Raw genomic sequence first — 18,645 nt, 5'->3', positions numbered from 1 at the left:
CCGCGTGGCTCGCCTACGATGGCCGCGGGTGGGAGTCTTCTCCGATTGGCGGCCGCCGCGCCAGCCGGATTCCGCGTGCCACGACCACCTGGACGACCGGGACCGTTCGACGCGCCCTGCCGGTCGATCGCCGCGCGGTCGGGCCGCGAGTTGGTCGAGTGGTACGACCGCGAGGAATCCTTGATCGGTGCGTCCACGCCGTGCGAGAGCGGCATGCTCGCGACGATCGCGCGGGCGCTGCGGGACCCGCGGCCGACCCGGGTCCGATCGGCGGCGCGAGCGGCCGGAACGCCGATGGCCGGCGCGGGCCGTGGGCGGCACGCTGAAGCCGCGGTGGCGGGACGGACGCTTGTGGAGGGCGGAGACGTGGTCGGTGCGGAGCCATGGTTGCGGCGGGCGGCCGAGGCCGGCGACACCGACGCGATGGCGGCGGTCGGCCAGATCCTCCAGGACCGGTGGGAGCTGGCGGAGGCGGAGGAGTGGTACCAGCGCGCCTCCGAGGGTGGCCATCACGGCGCCATGGTCAACCTGGGCGTCCTGCTGACGATGCGCGGCGACCTGGCCGGTGCCGAGCGCTGGTACCGGCGGTCGGCCGACGCCGCCGACACCGACGCGATGGTCAACCTCGCCGGCCTCCTGGCCGACCGCGAGGACTGGGCCGAGGCCGAGCAGTGGCTGCGGCGCGCCGCCGACGCCGGTGAGACCGACGCCCTCGTCCACCTGGGCCTGTTGGCGGGCGTCGCCGGCGACCCGGAGTCCGCGGGCCGGTGGTATCAACTCGCCGCCGACGCCGGCAACGCGACCGGCATGTTCAGCCTCGGCGTCCTGTGCGAGGAGCGCGGCGCGGTGGCCGCGGCCGAGGACTGGTACCAGCGCGCCGCCGCGGCCGGCAACCACCACGCCCTGGTCAACCTCGGCCGCCTGCGCGCGGCCCGCGGCGAGTACGGCCCGTCGGCCGGGGACTGACGAGGAGACGCGATGTCCGAGCCCGTCCCGCCCCGGCCGGAAGGCCTGCGGTTCCTGTCCGGGATCATCCTGCGCTCGACCGACCCGGCGCGGCTGGTCGGCTTCTACCGCGACACCCTCGGCCTGCCGCTGGCCGAGGAGCAGCACGGCGACTCCCCGGTGCACTGGTCCTGCGAGCTGGGCGACGTCCACTTCGCCGTCCACCCGGCGGAGGACGGCGAGCCGACCGCGCCCGGCGCGGTCCAGCTGGCGTTCATGGTCTTCGACCTGGACCGGCTCGTCGCCTGGCTGACCGACCAGGGCATCGCCCTCTGCTATCCGCCGACGGAGTTCGGCGAGGAGTCACGCATCACCGCCGTCCGCGACCCGGACGGCAACCTCGTCGAACTCACCGAGCTGGGCCCGACCTGGCTCGACCACCTCAAGGCCCACCGCACGACCGGCGGAGACCTCGTCGCACGGTGGACGGCCCGCATCACGACGGACGGCAGCTGACGCCGAAGGCGGCGCCAGAAGACCACTTCCGTCCGCGCCAGGACGCGCGTAGCTTGCGACGATGGCGGACGAGTTCGCGCGGGCTTTGCGGCTGATGCGGCGCCGTGACCCGCAGTTGGCCGAAGACGGCTTCCAGCGGCTGCGGGCCGTGGCCGGGCAGCACGTCGACCGGCTGGTCGACGAGTTCCGGCACGAGCCCGACCACGGTCTGCGCTGCTGGTTGCTGGAGCTGATCGGCCACGCGCGCTCGCCGCGGGCCTTCGAGCTGCTCGTCGGTCAGCTGAGCAGCGACGACGAGTCGCTGCGGAAGTGCGCCGAGCGCGGCCTGCGGCTCCTCGACACCAAGGAGGCGCGCACCGCGCTCTTCGAGCACGGCCGTTGACGGATCAGACCGCCGGCGTACGCGCGTCCAGAGCCTGCTGGTAGAGCCGACCCGCGCGGTAGGAGGAGCGGACGAGCGGGCCGCTCATGACGCCCGCGAAGCCGATCTGCTCCGCCTCCTGCGACAGCTCGACGAACTCCTCCGGCTTGACCCAGCGCTCGACCGGGTGGTGCCGTGGCGACGGGCGCAGGTACTGCGTGATCGTCACCAGCTCGCAGCCCGCCGCGTGCAGGTCGCGCAGCGCCTGGGAGACCTCCGACCGCTCCTCGCCCATGCCGAGGATCAGGTTGGACTTCGTCACCAGGCCGAAGGTGCGGGCCTGGGTGATGACGTCCAGCGACCGCTCGTAGCGGAAGCCCGGGCGGATCCGCTTGAAGATGCGCGGGACCGTCTCCACGTTGTGGGCGAGCACCTCGGGGTGCGACTCGAAGACCTGGGTCAACAAAGAAGGGGTGCCGTTGAAGTCCGGGATGAGCAGCTCGACGCCGCAGCCCTCCTGGAGGGCGTGGATCTGGCGGACCGTCTCCGCGTAGAGCCAGGCGCCGCCGTCCGGGAGGTCGTCGCGGGCCACGCCCGTGACCGTCGCGTAGCGCAGGCCCATCGTGGCCACCGACTCCGCGACGCGGCGCGGCTCGTCGGCGTCGAATTCGGCCGGCTTGCCCGTGTCGATCTGGCAGAAGTCGCACCGCCGGGTGCACTGGTCGCCGCCGATCAGGAAGGTGGCCTCACGGTCTTCCCAACACTCGTAGATGTTGGGACAGCCCGCCTCCTGGCAGACGGTGTGCAAGCCTTCGCGCTGCACCAGACCGTGGAGCGAGGTGAACTCGGGGCCCATCTTGGCCTTGACCTTGATCCACGGTGGCTTGCGCTCGATCGGCGTCTCGGCGTTCCGCGCCTCGATGCGCAGGAGCCGGCGGCCTTCTGGAGCGATCGTCACGAATCCGAGCGTATCCCGGTGTTCATCCGTCCCACATACAGGGCGACACGGTTCACAGTCTGTGACGCCCCTCACCAGCGTAAAGCGGTGGCGGTCTCCGGTAGTCTCAGCCGCAACGGCAGTGACGGAACCAAGTAGCGACCGACCACGCCGGCCGAGAGAGCCACCACTCGCTGTGACGGTGGCCCGGTGCCGGTCGCGAAGACACTCCCGAGCCGAGCACGACAAACGAGGCCCCGGCAAGCAAGCCCGCCGGGGCGAAGGTGTGGTGGCACCGCGAGGAACCCGCTCGCCCACACCTCCCGGGGATCGCGTTGCGACGAACGAGGAGGTCACCACATGCAACGCATCCTGTCCCACCAGCTGCCCGAGCACATCGGCAGCGCGGTCACCGTCCAAGGCTGGGTGCACCGGCGCCGCCTGCTCAAGTCGGTCGCCTTCCTGATCCTGCGCGACCGCGGCGGCCTGGTGCAGATCGTGGTCAACGCCGACGACCAGCGCACCCTGCTCGAGCAGCTGCCCGAGGAGACGGTCGTCGAGGTCACGGGCACCGCCACGGCCAACAGCGCGGCGCCGCTGGGCGTGGAGATCACCGGGCCGGCGGTACGCACGCTGTCCGCGCCCGCCGTACCCCCGCCGTTCGACCTGTTCCGTCCGCTGCTCACGGCGACTCTGCCCACGCAGCTCGACCACGCGGCGACCTCGTTGCGGCACAACAGCCGCACCCGGGCGCTCAAGGCGGCGGCCGCCGCCGCGGCGGGCTTCCGAAGGACTCTGGACGCCAACGGCTTCACCGAGATCTTCACGCCCAAGATCGTCGCGTCGGCCACGGAGAGTGGCGCCAACGTGTTCGGCCTCGACTACTTCGGTACGCGCGCCTACCTGGCCCAGAGCCCGCAGTTCTACAAGCAGCTCATGGTCGGCGTCTTCGAGCGCGTCTACGAGGTCGGCCCGGTCTTCCGCGCCGAGCCGCACGACACGGCCCGCCACCTGGCCCAGTACACCTCGCTGGACGTGGAGCTCGGCTTCATCCGGGACCACCGCGACGTGATGGCGGTGCTCCGCGACGTGGTGGCCGGAATGACCGAGGCGGTCGCCGAGCGGCTGCCGGGCTTCGCCGTCCCCGAGGTGCCCGAGGAGATCCCCGCCGTGCACTTCACGACGGCGCTGGAGATCGCCGGGGCGCCGGCGGACGAGCCCGACCTGGCCCCGGCCCACGAGCGCGCGCTGGGGGAGTGGGCGCAGCGGGAGCACGGCTCGGACTTCGTCTTCGTGACCGGCTACCCGATGCGCAAGCGCCCGTTCTACACGCATCCCGAGCCGGACCGGCCGACCCACTCCAACTCGTTCGACCTGCTGTTCCGCGGCCTGGAGATGGTGACGGGCGGGCAGCGGCTGCACGAGTACGCCGACTACGTCAGCGCCCTCGACGGGGACCTGACCGGCGTCGAGAGCTACGTCGAGGCGTTCCGCCACGGCATGCCGCCGCACGGCGGCTTCGCCATCGGCCTGGAGCGCTTCGTGGCCCGCCTGCTAGGGGCGCAGAACGTCCGCGAGGTCACCGCGTTCCCGCGCGACCTGCACCGCCTGACCCCGTAAGGCCCTCAGCCCAGCAGGGTCGGCAGGCGCCGCTCGACGATCGGCAACACCTCGTCGACGGTGACCTGCCGGCCCAGCTCGGCGGTCAGCGACGTCGTCGTGGCGTCCCGGATGCCGCAGGCCACGATGTGGTCGTAGGCGGACAGGTCGCAGTCGGCGTTGATCGCGAACCCGTGCTGGGTGACGCCCCGGGCGACCCGGATGCCGATCGCGGCGACCTTGCGGGCCGGCCCACGCTCGTCCTCCGCCACCCACACACCGCTGCGGCCCTCGATCCGCGTGGTGGCCAGACCCAGCTCGGCGCAGGTGTCGATGAGCAGCTGCTCGGTCCGCCGCACGTAGGCGACCACGTCGATCGGGGCCGGCAGCCGCAGGATCGGATAGCCGACCAGCTGACCGGGCCCGTGCCAGGTGATCTTGCCGCCCCGGTCGACGTCGATGACGGGGCTGCCGTCGGTCGGCCGGTCCCACGGCTCGGTCCGCTTGCCGGCGGTGTAGACGAAGGGATGCTCGAGGAGCAGCACGGTGTCGGGCGTGACACCGTCGGCCACCTCGTCGTGGAGGCGACGCTGCTCGTCCCAGGCCGCCAGGTAGTCGATCGTGCCGAGCCGGCGGGACTCGAGCTTGGGAAGCACGCTGGTCACGCCTGAAGCGTAGCCCTCAGGCGGCGGGCCGGCCCCCGGACATGACCCGCGTCATGCCCCGAGGCTCAGTTGACCCGCCACACCCAGACGTCGTCGATCCGCTCGCCCGGGCCCAGCAGTTGCCGCGTGGCCGTCAGGAGGGCGTCGTGTTGGACCGGCCACTTCGCGCCGTGGATCCGGTCGGCCAGGACCACCGCGTCGACCCGCCAGTGGGCCAGGTCCGCCCGTGCCGCCGCCTGCTCGGCCGGTCCGATCGGCGGGACCACCCCGGTCCGCGCGACCTCGTAGAGCGTCCCGTCGGTGTACCGCGGCACCGGCCCGATCCGCCCCCGCCCGTCGGGCCCGCCCGGCCCCAGGTAGAAGCCCGACACCAGGGAGAACTCGCCCTGCCCGTGCGTCCACGCGTACGCCTGCCAGCGTTGCCCGTCCGGGACCGTGTCGAGGGTGAACGGCACCGTGGCCATGACTCCGCCGGGCGGCACCACCGACGTCCACGCGCCCGACGTGATGAACACCGGGATCGGCTCCCGGGCCACCGTCAGCAGGTTGACCGGGAGCAGCGGCACCAGGGCGACCGCGAACGCCGCCGGCCAGACCCGACCCCGCGGCCGGGCGTCGACGAACAGCGCCAGCAGCAGCCCGACGATCGGCGTGACCACCAGCGCCAACCGCTGCGGCAGCGCCGCGTTGAACACGGGCAGGGGATTGAGCAGGGCGTACGGCAGGGGGATGTCGGTGTAGTTCCTGAAGATCTTGACCGCCGGCCCCCAGGACAGCACCGTGAAGACCAGCGCGGTGACGCCGAGCGCCCGCAGGGTCGCGCGCCGGCCGGGTGGGGCGACCCGCCAGAGATACCAGAACGCGGCGATCACGAGCAGCACCAGCGGCAGCCCGAAGAACGAGTTCTCCTCGGTCTCGTTGGGCGCCAGGCGCGTGTCGAGACCCAGGAGACCGGCCAGCGAGCGCTGCGGGAACGCGAAGTACCCGGCCACGTCCTCGCTGTGGATCCGCGCGTCGAAGCCGGTGCCGTGGAACCGCTGCGGACCCAGGAAATGCATCCAGATGGGGTACGCGAGCAGCGCGAACGCGACGACGGCGGTGACACCCAGGCCGCGCAGCACGCCCGGCAGCGCGGCCCGCGCCTCGGCCCGGGTGGCCCGCGACAGCGACCACACGCCGAGGAACACCAGGCAGGCCAGCGCGATGAAGAACAGCCCCTCGGCGGCGATCGAGAACGCGACCGCGACCAGCACGCCCAGCAGGGCCCCGTCGCGCAGCCAGCGGCCGTCGCGGAGCCGGATCACCCGCCAGACCACGATCGGCACCAGCCAGCCCGCGGTCCAGTTGAGGTGGGCGTTGGCGTGGGAGACCATGCTCGGCGCGAACGCGATGAACAGCGCCCCGGTCGCCGCGGCGAGGCGCGACGTGACCAGGTGGCGGGAGAGCAGCCAGAACCAGGCGTACGCCGTCGCGACCAGGTTGAGCGTCAGGATCACCGCGAACGTGACCGGGGCGCCGAGCAGGAAGGTCAGCGGCGCGAACAGCACGGCGTACACCGTGATCGAGGTGTTGACCGCCAGGTTGGCGCCGTCGGGGAAGCCGATCAGGTGGGTGAAGAACGGGTTCTCGCCGTGCGTGACGGCCCGCGCGCCGTAGGACAGCAGCCACTCGAACAGGGCCTGGTCGCTGGAGTTCACCTTGATCGCCCGGCCGTTGGGATCGATCCACAGCCCGCTGGTGACCCAGACCGCGAGCACCAGGGCGATGCCGGTGACCAGCAGGTCGGCCCGCCGGCGCGAGGTGCGGGCGGATCTCTCCGGCGCGACGGCCGGGGGAGCGGGGGACGCGATCGACACGGGCGGAGGCTACCAATCGGGACGACACGCCCAGGAAGCGCCCGTTGTTTGCGGTCTTATTGAAAATGACTTCCAATGTCAGCATGAAAATCGCCTTCGTCGGGAAGGGCGGCAGCGGCAAGACGACGCTGGCCGCCCTGCTCGCCCGCCACCTGGCCGCCGCGCCGGACCGACCGCCGCTGCTCGCCGTCGACGCCGACATCAACCAGCACCTCGCCGCCGCGCTCGGGGCCGGCGAGGACGACGCGCGCCCCGCGCTCGGCGACCACCTGGCGGAGATCAAGGAGTACCTGCGCGGCGACAACCCGCGGATCGCGTCGGCGGCCGCGATGGTCAAGACCACGCCGCCAGGGCGCGGCTCGCGCCTGCTTACCGTCGCCGGCCCCAACCCGGTGTACGACGCGACGGTGCGCGAGGTGGCCGGCGTACGCCTGGCCGTGACCGGGGCGTTCGCGGAGCAGGACCTGGGCGTCGCCTGCTACCACAGCAAGGTCGGGGCGGTCGAGCTGCTGCTCAACCACTTGGTCGACGGGCCCGGGGAGTACGTGGTGGTCGACATGACCGCCGGCGCCGACTCGTTCGCGTCCGGGCTGTTCACCCGCTTCGACGCCACGTTCCTGGTCTGCGAGCCGACCCTGCGCAGCGTCGGTGTCTACCGGCAGTACCTGGGCTACGCCCGCGACCACGGCGTGCGCGTGCACGTGGTCGGCAACAAGGTCGCCGACGAGTCCGACGTCGAGTTCCTGCGCGCGCACGCCGGCGCCGACCTGCTCACCTGGTTCGGCCGCTCCGACTGGGTGCGGGCCTCCGAGCGCGGCGAGGTCCGCCCGCTGGACGCCCTCGAACCGGCCAACCACGCGGCCCTGCGCCAGGTGCGGGAGGCCGCCGACGCGGCGGAGAAGGACTGGCCGCGGTACGCCCGGCAGGCCGCCGACTTCCACCGGCGCAACGCCCTCGCCTGGGCCAACGAGCGCGCCGGCGCTGACCTGACCCACCAGATCGACCCGGACTTCGTCCTGGGTGACCAGCTCGTCCACTGAGGAGAGAGACATGTCCCTGACCGTTCCCGCCGACCTGCTGTCCCGCGCCGAGACCGGCGACGTCGACGACGCCGCCTTCGTGGAGTGCGTGCGCGACTCTCTGCCGTACGCCTGGTCGGTCGTCTCCGACGTCGCCGGCCGGGCCGGTGCCGGGGTCGCCGAGCACGCCGTGCCGCCGCCGAGCGAGACCGAGCGTGGGCAGCTGCTCCGCGCGTTGGCCAGCGACGCGATCCGCGGCGCGCTGGAGCGCCACTTCGGCGTCAAGCTGGCGTTCCAGAACTGCCACCGGGTGGCCGCGTTCGCGCCGGCCACTGTGGACGGCGCGGGCTACCGCGAGTTCGTCTCGCCCCGGGCGCAGATCCGCAACCAGTCGCCGGAGCTGGTCGACTGTTAGGTACGCCACATTCGCGGTCGGCGATATGTGTGATCGTCGACCATGTCAGATCGATGGTCGCGAATCGTAACCTCGCGGAAACGCGCGAGGAGGTCGCCGTGACCAAACGAATCCTGTCCCTCTGTGCCGCCGGCGCGGCGCTGGTCGTCGCGGCGGTGCTCGCGCTGGCCGCGCCCGCGCAGGCGGCCCAGCTCACCGCCGTCAGCGGCTTCGGGTCCAACCCCGGGAACCTGGCGATGTACGCGTACCGCCCCGACAACCTGCCCTCGGGCGCGCCCGCCGTGGTGCTGCTGCACGGTTGCGGGCAGGACGCCAACGCCTACTTCACCAACAGCGGCTGGCGCACCTTCGCCGACCGGTGGCGGTTCACGCTGATCATCCCGCAGCAGAACAGCGGCAACAACGCGTCGTCGTGCTTCAACTGGTTCGAGACCGGCGACATCAGCCGCGGCTCGGGCGAGGCGGCGTCGATCCGCACCATGGTCGGCTACGCGGTGAGCACCTACGGCACCGCCGCCAACCGGGTCTACGTCAGCGGGCTGTCGGCCGGCGGGGCGATGAGCGCGGTCATGCTGGCCACCTACCCGGACGTGTTCGCCGCCGGCTCGATCGTCGCGGGCATCCCGTACCGCTGCGCCACCAGCATGGTCAACGCGTTCAGCTGCATGAACCCCGGGGTCGACAAGACACCGGCGCAGTGGGGCGACCTGGTGCGCGGCGCCTTCGGCTATTCGGGCGCGCGGCCCAAGGTGGCCGTCTGGCACGGCACCTCGGACTTCACGGTCGCGACCGCCAACGCCAACGAGTCGCGCGACCAGTGGACCAACGTGCTGGGCATCTCGGCCAGCCCGACCAGCACGGCGACGCTCGGCGGCGGGACCACGCTGGAGCGTTACGGCAACGACCAGGTGCGGGTCTACCGGGTCTCCGGGATGGGGCACGGCACGCCGGTCGACCCCGGTAGCGCGGCCGACCAGTGCGGGACCGCGGCGGCGTACTTCCTCGACACCATCTGCTCGGCCTACCACGACGCGACGTTCTTCGGGCTCAACACCGGCGGGCCGACGACGCCGCCGACGACCGGCAACCCGACCACGCCGCCGCCCACCGGCGGGCCGTGCGTGACCGCGACGAACTACGCGCACGTCTCCGCGGGCCGGGCCTACCAGCAGCTGGGGTACGTCTACGCGCGCGGCTCCAACCAGGCGATGGGGCTCTACAACGTGTTCCAGACGACGGCGCTGCGCCAGACGGGCGCGAACTACTGGGTCGTCGGCTGCTGAGTTCCTAACGTCCGGTTACGCCGCGCGGTCCCGGTCCCTGGTGCCGGGGCCGCCGAACCGGCTCCCGTAGGGGCGGCCGCCGCCGTCCGGGGCCGCGTGCACGATGCCGCCGAGCAGGGCCGTCTCGTAGCCCTCGACCGGCGGCGGTGACCATCGCTCCACGTCGGCCCGGGCCGCGGCCAGCGCCTGGCTCGCCAGCGACTCCGCCGCCCGGGCCGCGACCAGCGCCTCCACCGGCTCCGCCTCGGTCGCCGCGGCCGCCTGGCCCAGCTCGCCGCGGGCCGCGCAGAGCCGGGTGCGGGCCCGGGCGCCGACCGCGCCACGCCGCGTCACCAGGAAGCCGGCCGCCGCGTCGATCGTCGCGCGGGCCGCGAACATGGCCTGGTCGAGCTGCTCGCGGGCGTGCGAGACGCGGGACGACGGGTCGCGGACCGCGCCCAGCGACTCGCCGAGCGGCCCGGAGACCAGCTCCAGGCGGCGCAGGCCCGCCACCGGGTCCGGGCGGGCCTCGGCGAGCTCCGTGGCCAGCGCGGTGGCCGCCTCGTCGGCGCGGGACACGTCGGCGGCCAGGCCCACCTTGTCGCCGCGCTCGTTGCCCGGCGGGCGGCCGGCCATCGCCAGCACCGCCTTGCCGGCCGCGACCTCCGCGTGCAGGTCGGCCAGCAGCTCGGCCGCGGCGTCCTCGGCGGTGGCCAGGTCGGCGGCGTACGCGTCGACGGCGTCCAGCAGCACCTCGGCCTGGCCGAGCGCCTGCTGGGCGGTGCGCAGGCCGGTCCGGCGGCCGTCCTGGTCGATCTCGGCGGTGGCGAACTCGATCCGGGCCGCCGCCTGGGCGAGGTTGTCCGCGACGGGGCGCAGCGCGCTGTCCGCGTACGCCGCCGTCAGCTCCTTCCAGGTCGTCCCCGCGACCGCCAGCCGCGCCCGGGCGTCGTCGCGGCGCACCGTCAGCCGCGCCCCCAACCGGGCCTCCTCGCTGGCCCGCAGCAGCTCGAACGGCTCCGCCCGCGAGTCCAGCCGCTGGTTGGCGGCGGCGCAGTGCTCGACGATGGTCCGCAGCAGCCGGCGCCGGCTGAACTCGTCCTCCGGCTCGTGGTCGTCGAGGTGCTGGCGGATCCGGAACGCCTCGCTGATGTCGGCCCGGGCCGCGGTGACCGCCTCGACGAAGGTGACGGTGGCGTCCCGGCCGTGCTGGGCCTGCGCGAACGACAGCTCCTGCTCGCTGGTGCACAGGGCGTTGTCGGCGGCGACCAGCGCCGCGTCCGCCTGGGCGAGCAGGCGGGCGGTGGGCAGGTCGCCGCCGAGGTCGAGGGTGTCCGCGTCGAGCTCCGGACCGGCCCGTTCGGCCGGGCCGGCCGGGCCCGCCGTCCGGGTCGTGGCGCTGGTGTCCTCGGCGGGCGCCCAGCCGCCCTGGTCCGGCGGCGCCCACACCGAGGCGGGCGGCGTTTCCGGCTCGAGCGGTGGTTCGGGCTCGACCCGAGGCGCCGCCTGCCTCCTGCGGCGCAGGAGGCTCGTGCGGCGGTCGAGGCGGTGCCGGGGCGTGGACCGGTCGGCCGCGCGGCGGCGGGCCACCACCAGCGTGACCACCACCACCCCGAAGACGAACAACACGCACGCCAACAGCGAAAGCGCGTTGTTGTCGCCCGATGCCGCCGACATGCGGTCAGGCTATTCGGGCGCGGATGCGCAGTCTGCCGAATCGGCAGTCACCGATCCGCGAGGGCCTCCGTGAGCGCGGATCGCACGTTCTGGTGGCGGAACGGGAAACCGGCGCGACCCAGCACACCGGGCACCGCGCGGGTGCTCATCACCGCCAGCTCCGCCACACCGCCCACCACCAGTCGCACGCCGAACTCCGGCACGGGCAGCACCGCGGGCCGGCGCAGCGCGGCGCCGAACGCCTTCGTGAACTCCGCGTTGGTGACCGGCACGGGAGCGCAGACGTTGACCGGGCCGGCGATCTCGGTGCGCTCGGTGAGCAGCCAGCCGACGGCGCGAAGCCAGTCGTCGAGCGAGATCCACGGCACCCACTGCCGGCCGCCGGCGATCGGGCCGCCGATGCCGAGCCGGAAGGGCAGCATCTGCGGCTTGAGAAAACCTTCGTTCTTCTCCAGGGGTACGCCGCTGCGGAGCAGGACGACGCGTACGCCGGCCTCTTCCGCGGGTCGGGTCGACGCCTCCCAGACCCGGCACAGGTCGGGGAAGAAGCCCTCGCCCGGGGCCGCGGTCTCGTCGACGACCCGGTCGCCGGTGTCGCCGTAGATGTTGATGCCGCTGGAGCTGATGAAGGTGGCCGGGCGCTGCGTGCGCTTGGCGATCGCCTCGGCCAGGGTGCGGGTCGGCTCGACCCGGCTGTCCCGCAGCAGGCGCCGGTAGGCCGGCGTCCAGCGCTGGTCGCCGATGTTGGCGCCGGACAGGTTGATCACGGCGTCGACGCCGTCGAGGGCGGCCGGGTCGAGTTGGCCGGAGGCGGGCGTCCAGCGGATCTCGTCGGCGGAGCGGGGAGCCCGGCGGACGAGCCGGATGATGTCGTGGCCGCGCAGCGGGCCGTCGATGAGGCGGTTGCCGAGAAAGCCGGACGCACCGGCCATGAGGATCCGCATGGCCTCATTGTCCTGGATTTCTCGGGGACGGAGTTGTCGGCGGGCCCGGGTAGCCTGTCCGCGTGCGGACGACGCGGGGAGGCGCCAGCCCGGTGATGATCGGGCGCGATCGCGAGCTGCGCCAGCTCAAGAAGCTGGTCGCGGCCCGCCGGGCCGGCGTGGCGATGATCGCCGGCGAGCCCGGCGTGGGCAAGACCCGGCTGGTGCGCGAGCTGCTGTCCACGCTCGACGCCGACACCGTCGTGCTGGTCGGTCAGGCCGAGCCCGGCTCGCTGTCCCGGCCCTACGAGGTGCTGATGGACGCGCTCGACGGCCGGGCCGGGGTCGACCCCGCGCTGCTGGCCGAGCTGGGCGACTCCGGCCGCAGCCCGGTCGAGCGGCTGCACAGCGGCGTCCGGCTGGTCGACGAGCTGATCGCGGGCCGGCCGGCGGTCATCGTCTTCGAAGACCTGCACTGGGCCGACTCCGAGAGCGCCGCGCTGTTCGAGCGCATCGCCGACCTGCCGGGCCCGCAGGTGCTGATCGGCTCCTTCCGGCCGGCCGAGGTGACCGGGCGCGACCCGGTGACGGCGCTGCTCGCCCGGCTCGGCCGGCGCCACTCGGTGACCCGGCTCGACCTGCACCCGTTCGACGAGGCCGACACCGCGACGCTGCTCGCCGCGGTCACCGGCCGGCCCGCCCCGCCGCGCGCGGTGGCCGCGCTGCACCAGCGCACCGGCGGCAACCCGTTCTTCCTCGAGGAGCTGCTGCGCGGGCACGAGCGCGACGACCTCGAGGCGGTCTACGAGCAGCCGTTGCCGTGGAGCCTCGCCGAGGTGCTCCGCCGGCAGGTCGACGACCTCGAGCCCGAGCAGCGCCGGGTGGTCGAGGCCGCCTCCGTGCTCGGCCACCGGGTCCACTTCGACCTGCTGGCCGCCGTCACCGGCGCCGGCGAGGACGAGCTGATCCGGGCCCTGGGGGCGCTGGTCGCCCGCGACGTGCTCGTCGAGACCGGCGAAGACGAGTTCAGCTTCCGGCACGCCCTGCTCCGCGAGGCGATCGCCGGCCACCTGATCGGCCGCCAGCGCCGCCGGCTGCACGAGGCCGCCCTGGAGGCGCTGCTCGCCGACACCGAGGGCCGGCTGCCGCACGACCCCGCGATGGTCGCCCACCACGCCCAGGCGGCGGGGCGCTACGACGACATGCTGGCCGCGGCCCGGCGCGGGGTCGCGCTCTACCTCTCGATCGGCTCCGCCTACCAGGCGCTGGAGCTGGCCGAGATGGGCCTGGCCGAAGACGCCGAGGACCCGTCCCTGCTGGCCGGCGCGGCCCGGGCGGCCTGGCTGGCCGGGCTGCTGCCCGACGCGATCGGCTACGCCCGCCGCTGGCGCGACCGGGCCCGCTCCGCCACCGACCGCAACGACGCGCTCTACCTGATGATCCGGCTCGCCTGGGAGGCCGACGAGCTGGCCGAGATGGACGAGCTGACCCACGAGGTCGAGCTGCTGATCGCCGAGCTGCCGCCGGGCGCCGACCAGGCGCTCGCGATGACCGCGGTCGCCCAGTCGTCGATGCTGCGCGACGAGACCGCCGAGGCCATCGCCTGGGCCGACCGCGCGCTGGCCATCGCCGACGAGCTCGAGCTGCCCCGCATCCGGCTCGCCGCGCTGGTCGAGAAGGGCCTGGCGATGACCGAGTGGCCGTCGACGGCGGCCGAGGGCCAGGCGATCCTGGCGGGCCTCGTCGACGAGGCCGAGAAGGCGGGGGAGTGGGTGCTGGCCGCGCGGGCGCTCAACGAGCTGGTCCAGGGCGTGCCGCCCAACTCGCCGGCCGAGCACGCCGAGCTGCTCGAGCGCATGCGGGTCGACGCCGAGCGGGCGGGCTTCGAGTCGCTGGCGGTCGCGGCCTACTTCCAGGGCCAGGCCCGCATCGCCGTCCGCGAGGGTGACCTGTCGGCCGCCATCGCCGCCCTGGAGCTGGGCCGCGAGCGCGACCGCAGCTACCTGCGCCGCGGGCGCTGGGCCGACTACCACGGGGTGTTCCTGGCGGGGCTCTACCTCGAGGCGGGCCACCACGACGGGGTGGCGGCCGTCATCGACCAGCTGCGCGCCGGTCCCACGGTCGAGCCCTTGACCGTGCCGGGCCTGGCGTTCCACCTGGCCTGCCGGCGGCCCGGCTACGGCGACGTCGAGGCCCTGCTCGACGAGGTGCTGGTCGCGGTGGCCGACCAGAGCTGGCGCAGCGGTTCACAGGCCCACGACCTGCTGGCGGCGGCGATCGAGGGCGGCCTGCCGGTGGACCGGCTGACGGGGTTCGTGCGCGCGCTGATCGACGACAACGTCTGGGACGACTACCGCTCGCTGATCGACGCCCAACTGGCCGAGGTGGCCGGGCGACCCGGCGACGCGGTGGGCGGCTACCAGGCGGTGTGCGGGTCGCAGATCCTCCCGCCGTCGGTGCGGGGGACGGCCGCGGTCGGCGCGGCGCGCTGCCTGCTCGCCCTCGGCCGGCCCGACGACGCCGCCGTCGAGGCCGGGCGGGCCACCGAGCTGCTGTCCCGCTGGGGCGGCTGGCGGGTGGCGGCACTCGACCGGGTCCGGTCGCAGCTGGGCCTGACGCCGCGCGACGGGCAGCGGCCGGTGACGGGCGCCGGGGCGCTGACGCCGCGGGAGCGCGAGGTGGCGCTGCTGATCGCCGACGGCCTGAGCAACGCCGAGCTGGCGCGGCGCCTCTACATCTCGCCCAAGACGGCCGCCGTCCACGTGAGCAACATCCTGCACAAGCTCGGGGTGTCGTCGCGCACGCAGGTGCGTGACGTGGTCGGGCGGTGAGGGGCCCGGTCGTGCGGACCCCTCACCTCCGTGCGGCTAGTGCCGGCTGTCGACGTGCGTCGGGCGGCAGGGCAGCTGCTGGTGGCGATACTCGCCGACGTTGCGGCCGTTGACGAACACCGTCACGCGCCCTGACCGGAACCGCTCCACAACGGAGCTGCCGGGGCGCACCGTCTGGTTGCGACCGTTGTTGAACCGGACGGTGATGTTCACGCGGCCCGTGTTCGCCACGGTGATGTCGCTGGTCCGGTCACCGCACCGCGCCGGGTCGAAGCGGACCCGCCACGACGGCTGCGCGGCCGCCCGCCAGTTGAACACCTGGCACACCCGGCCGCCGTCGAACCGCACCTGGTTGACGCGGGCCACCGTGCCGTCGTTGTAGGTGCCCTGCCCGATCGCGATGGCGACGATGCGGGCCTGCGGGTTCGCGTTCCTGATCTGCGCCAGGGTCTTGTTGTCCGCATACGAGCCGCCGGGCTGGGTCACCATGCCGGGGATCGTGGCGCTGGTCCAGAACTTGCCGGCGTCGACGTCCCAGGTCCGGGTCTCGCCGCGGGTTGGGTTGCCGGTGATCTGGTAGTACGGCTCGAAGACGATCGCGCCGTCGACGGAGCCGTTGTTGGTCAGATCCAGGAACAGCCGGTACGCCGGCAGCGCGGCGTCGTTCCCCGGCGCGATCGCGACGCCGCCGACGGTGGTGCCGTCCAGCTTGGTCGTCTGGTAGCTGAGCTGCGCCACGTCCGCGAGGCGTACGCGCTGGGGCAGGTTCCAGCGGTACTGCACCGCCGACTCCTGCCGCGGCGTCGCCAGCTGGACCCCGTTCTGCACGACCCGGACGGTGCCACCGCCGGTGGTCGTCCAGCCGCGGGTGTTGGTCAGCGTGGTCGTCGAACATCGGGGCGCGGCGGCCGCTTTGGCCGTCGCGGCCGTCGCGGACGCCGACGTGGCCGACACGGCCACGAAGCCGCCCGCCATCGCGAGGGCGGCCAGGGCGCCACCCAACGCACGTTTCATCATGGGAACTCCTTGCTCGTCCGGTCGGAACGGCAGCGCCGTCCCTCCGGGTCAACGAGCTACTTGTCATGTGTGAACGGTCGGTCACCCCTGTCGGTCGGGCCGTCCGCCCGGTCATTCCACGAACGAGTGGCACCGCCGTCACCTACGTCACAGCCCGAACCGGCGCGGCGCGCGTGTCAGCTCTCGGCGGCGGGAGCGTCGGGCGGGCGGTCAGTAGGCCGGGCGCCCGATCGTCCGGGTGGCCCTCGCCCACAGCGGCAGGGCCGCCGTCGAGAGGAGCAGGCCCGCGGTGGTGACGGCCGTCCAGCCGCCGGTGGGCCAGAGGGCGGTGGCGAGGGCCGAGCCGGCGGCGGCGCCCGTGAAGCTGGCTGTCGCGTACGACGTGTTGAGGCGGGTGCGGGCCGCGTGGGAGGTGCGCAGGATCCGCGTCTGGTTGAGGATCGCGATCGTCTGGAAGGCGACGTCCAGCGTGAGGATCGCGACCACCAGCAGCGGCACCGACCGCGCCGCGAACGCGGCGACCACATAGGACAGCAGGAGGACGAGCCACGCGACGCCCGTCGCAGCCGTCGAGCGGCCCTGGTCGTGCAGGCGGCCGGCCGTGCGGGCGGCGGCGGCGCCGGCCAGGCCCACGAGGCCGAACAGGCCGATGGCCCAGACCGGATACGCGAACGGCGGGGCGCTGAGCAGGAATGTCAGCGCCGTCCAGAACATGCTGAACACGGCGAAGCCGAGCGCGGTCGTGGCGAGCGTCCAGCGCACGGTCCGGTCCCGCAGGGCCACCGCCGGCACCGAGGCGATCAGGCGCGGATAGGGCAGGACCGCCTTGGGTGGCAGCGGCGGCAGCGCGCGCCGCAGCACCACCGCCACCGTCACCGTGCAGGCGGCGGCGGTCGCGAAGACGGCCCGCCAGCCGGCCGCGGCGGCCAGCAGGCCGCTGACGGTGCGGGCCGTGAGGATGCCGACCAGCAGCCCGGCCGCCACCGTCCCGACGGCCCGGCCGCGGCTGCCCTCGTCGGCCAGGTCGCCGGCCAGCGCGATCAGGATCGGGCCGGCGACGGTGGTCAGGCCGAGCAGCGTCGTGCCGACCAGCAGCACGCCGATGGTGGGCGCGACCGCGCACAGGAGCAACGCCGCCGCGCAGCACAGCGACAACAACGGCAGCAGGCGCCGGCGGTCCCGTACGTCACCGAGGGGCACGATCAGCAGCACCGCCGCCGCGTAGCCGAGCTGGGTCGTGGTGACCAGCCACCCGGCCGTCGCCGGCGCGACGTGCAGGTCCACGGCGATCAGGCCGAGGAGCGGCTGCGCCCAGTAGAGGTTGCCCACCGCGACGCCGGCCGCCACGGCGAACAGGGCCGTCATGGCCGCGCGGGAGCGACGACCAGGGCGCCGCGGCGGCCGGCCGCCCACACGGCGAGGGCGAAGCAGCTCAGCAGCATGCCGGCGACCGTGATCGCCGGCCAGCCGCCGGCCGACCACAGGAGGGTGGCGGCCGCGGAGCCGAGGCCGCCGCCGATGAAGTTGCTGACCACGAACGCCGTGTTGAGGCGGCTGCGGGCGGCGTGCGAGACGGCGAAGACGCGCGTCTGGTTGAGGATCGCGAGCGACTGCGCGCCGGCGTCGAGCGTCACCACCGCGACGATCAGCAGCACGACCGAGCGGCCGGCCAGCGCGGCCAGGGCGAACGACAGCAGCACCACCAGCCAGGCGACGCCGGTGGCGGGGATCGACCAGCCGCGGTCGTGCAGCCGGCCGACGCGCTGCGCGGCGATGGCACCGGCGAGGCCGGCGAGTCCGAAGAGGCCGATCGTGGAAACGCTGTAGTCGAACGGCGGCCCGCTCAGCAGGAACGTCAGCGAGGTCCAGAAAAGAGCGAAGGCCGCGAAGCCGGTCATGCCGAGTACGAGGGTCCAGCGCACCGTCCGCTCGCGCAGCGCGACCGCGGGCACCGAGGCGATCAGCGCGCGGTAGGGCATCCGCGTCTTCGGCTCCAGCGGCGGCAGGGCTCGGTGCAACAGCACGGCGAGCAGCACCGCGCCGGCGGCGGCGACCACCACGACGGCCCGCCAACCGGCGACGCCGGCGATCAGGCCGCTGACCGTACGCGAGGCCAGGATGCCCGTGAGGATGCCGGAGGCGACGGTGCCGACGACGTGACCGCGCTGGGCGTCGTCGGCCAGGTCGCCGGCGAGCGGCGTGAGCAGCTGCCCGGAAACGGTGGTCACGCCGAGCAGCGCGATCGCCGCCAGCAGCATGCCGATCGTGGGCGACACCGCGCAGAGCACGAGCGCGACGGCGGAACAGCCCAGCATGGTGGGTATGAGCCGGCGCCGGTCGAGCACGTCGCCCAGCGGCACGATCAGCAGCACGCCGAGCGCGTAGCCGACCTGCGCGGCGGTCACCAACCAGCCGGCGGTCGTGGTGGACGCGCCCAGGTCGTCGGCGATCAGGTCGAGCAGCGGCTGCGCCCAGTAGAGGTTGGCGACCGCCCCACCCGCGGCGACGGCGAACAGGAACGTGAGCCGCCGGTCCATGACCGGCGCGGGGGAGGCGTGCACCCCGCCATGCTCGCCGGAAACCCGGGCAAGCGAAAGGCCCGGCCGAAGCCGGGCCTTCCGA

At 73.8% G+C, this 18,645-nt stretch carries 16 protein-coding genes; 8 read left to right on the top strand and 8 right to left on the bottom strand.

The features are described 5' to 3' along the window. The first annotated feature begins 213 nt into the window (after positions 1 to 213). The 3 genes from O7635_RS35710 to O7635_RS35700 all read left to right on the top strand — a co-directional run bounded on the left by O7635_RS35710 (position 214) and on the right by O7635_RS35700 (position 1,843). A complete protein-coding gene (locus O7635_RS35710; RefSeq protein ID WP_278084900.1) occupies positions 214 to 966 on the top strand; it encodes a tetratricopeptide repeat protein in 753 nt (250 codons plus the stop codon). 12 nt (positions 967 to 978) lie between these two features. Further along, positions 979 to 1,461, top strand: a complete 483-nt coding sequence (locus O7635_RS35705) for a VOC family protein (RefSeq protein WP_278084899.1) — start codon at positions 979 to 981, stop codon at positions 1,459 to 1,461. A 61-nt stretch (positions 1,462 to 1,522) separates the two neighbouring features. Next, positions 1,523 to 1,843, top strand: a complete 321-nt coding sequence (locus tag O7635_RS35700; RefSeq protein ID WP_278084898.1) for a HEAT repeat domain-containing protein — start codon at positions 1,523 to 1,525, stop codon at positions 1,841 to 1,843. Positions 1,844 to 1,847: 4 nt separating this feature from the next. Here the strand turns inward: O7635_RS35700 and lipA are convergent, their stop codons facing one another. Then, positions 1,848 to 2,780, bottom strand: coding sequence for a lipoyl synthase (gene lipA, locus O7635_RS35695; protein WP_278084897.1), 933 nt, complete (start codon positions 2,778 to 2,780; stop codon positions 1,848 to 1,850). Between the two features lie 339 nt (positions 2,781 to 3,119). Here lipA and aspS point away from each other — a divergent pair, with 339 nt between their 5' ends. Then, entirely contained in the window at positions 3,120 to 4,379 is a 1,260-nt protein-coding gene (gene aspS, locus O7635_RS35690; protein ID WP_278084896.1) for an aspartate--tRNA(Asn) ligase, read from the top strand. A 5-nt stretch (positions 4,380 to 4,384) separates the two neighbouring features. Here the strand turns inward: aspS and lipB are convergent, their stop codons facing one another. Further along, on the bottom strand, positions 4,385 to 5,023 hold the full coding sequence (gene lipB, locus O7635_RS35685; protein WP_278084895.1) for a lipoyl(octanoyl) transferase LipB: 639 nt from the start codon (positions 5,021 to 5,023) through the stop codon (positions 4,385 to 4,387). Positions 5,024 to 5,088: 65 nt separating this feature from the next. Beyond that, positions 5,089 to 6,873 carry a DUF2079 domain-containing protein gene (locus O7635_RS35680; protein WP_278085659.1) on the bottom strand — a complete coding sequence of 595 codons (1,785 nt, stop codon included), beginning with the start codon at positions 6,871 to 6,873 and terminating at the stop codon, positions 5,089 to 5,091. A gap of 89 nt (positions 6,874 to 6,962) precedes the next feature. On the opposite strand from O7635_RS35680, the gene O7635_RS35675 reads away from it, so the two are divergent. The 3 genes from O7635_RS35675 to O7635_RS35665 all read left to right on the top strand — a co-directional run bounded on the left by O7635_RS35675 (position 6,963) and on the right by O7635_RS35665 (position 9,596). Continuing rightward, positions 6,963 to 7,919, top strand: coding sequence for an ATP-binding protein (locus O7635_RS35675; protein WP_278084894.1), 957 nt, complete (start codon positions 6,963 to 6,965; stop codon positions 7,917 to 7,919). A gap of 10 nt (positions 7,920 to 7,929) precedes the next feature. Continuing rightward, on the top strand, positions 7,930 to 8,313 hold the full coding sequence (locus tag O7635_RS35670) for an SCO5389 family protein (RefSeq protein ID WP_278084893.1): 384 nt from the start codon (positions 7,930 to 7,932) through the stop codon (positions 8,311 to 8,313). 98 nt (positions 8,314 to 8,411) lie between these two features. Beyond that, positions 8,412 to 9,596, top strand: a complete 1,185-nt coding sequence (locus O7635_RS35665) for a PHB depolymerase family esterase (RefSeq protein ID WP_278084892.1) — start codon at positions 8,412 to 8,414, stop codon at positions 9,594 to 9,596. A gap of 15 nt (positions 9,597 to 9,611) precedes the next feature. Here the strand turns inward: O7635_RS35665 and O7635_RS35660 are convergent, their stop codons facing one another. Further along, positions 9,612 to 11,252 carry a hypothetical protein gene (locus O7635_RS35660; protein ID WP_278084891.1) on the bottom strand — a complete coding sequence of 547 codons (1,641 nt, stop codon included), beginning with the start codon at positions 11,250 to 11,252 and terminating at the stop codon, positions 9,612 to 9,614. Positions 11,253 to 11,299: 47 nt separating this feature from the next. Further along, complete coding sequence (locus O7635_RS35655) at positions 11,300 to 12,196, bottom strand: TIGR01777 family oxidoreductase (RefSeq protein ID WP_278084890.1); 897 nt, start codon at positions 12,194 to 12,196, stop codon at positions 11,300 to 11,302. A 62-nt stretch (positions 12,197 to 12,258) separates the two neighbouring features. Between O7635_RS35655 and O7635_RS35650 the strand changes: the two genes are divergently transcribed. Continuing rightward, on the top strand, positions 12,259 to 15,006 hold the full coding sequence (locus O7635_RS35650) for a LuxR family transcriptional regulator (protein ID WP_278084889.1): 2,748 nt from the start codon (positions 12,259 to 12,261) through the stop codon (positions 15,004 to 15,006). 36 nt (positions 15,007 to 15,042) lie between these two features. Here the strand turns inward: O7635_RS35650 and O7635_RS35645 are convergent, their stop codons facing one another. The 3 genes from O7635_RS35645 to O7635_RS35635 form a co-directional block, all read right to left on the bottom strand. After that, positions 15,043 to 16,023, bottom strand: coding sequence for a hypothetical protein (locus O7635_RS35645; protein WP_278084888.1), 981 nt, complete (start codon positions 16,021 to 16,023; stop codon positions 15,043 to 15,045). A 210-nt stretch (positions 16,024 to 16,233) separates the two neighbouring features. Further along, complete coding sequence (locus O7635_RS35640; RefSeq protein WP_278084887.1) at positions 16,234 to 17,388, bottom strand: MFS transporter; 1,155 nt, start codon at positions 17,386 to 17,388, stop codon at positions 16,234 to 16,236. Further along, entirely contained in the window at positions 17,385 to 18,584 is a 1,200-nt protein-coding gene (locus O7635_RS35635) for an MFS transporter (protein ID WP_278084886.1), read from the bottom strand. The genes O7635_RS35640 and O7635_RS35635 overlap by 4 nt, the downstream gene beginning before the upstream one ends. Between the last annotated feature and the right edge of the window lie 61 nt (positions 18,585 to 18,645).

The sequence above is a fragment of the Asanoa sp. WMMD1127 genome, from assembly GCF_029626225.1.
GTDB lineage: Bacteria > Actinomycetota > Actinomycetes > Mycobacteriales > Micromonosporaceae > Asanoa.
This window is presented reverse-complemented; position numbering and strand designations above follow the sequence as displayed.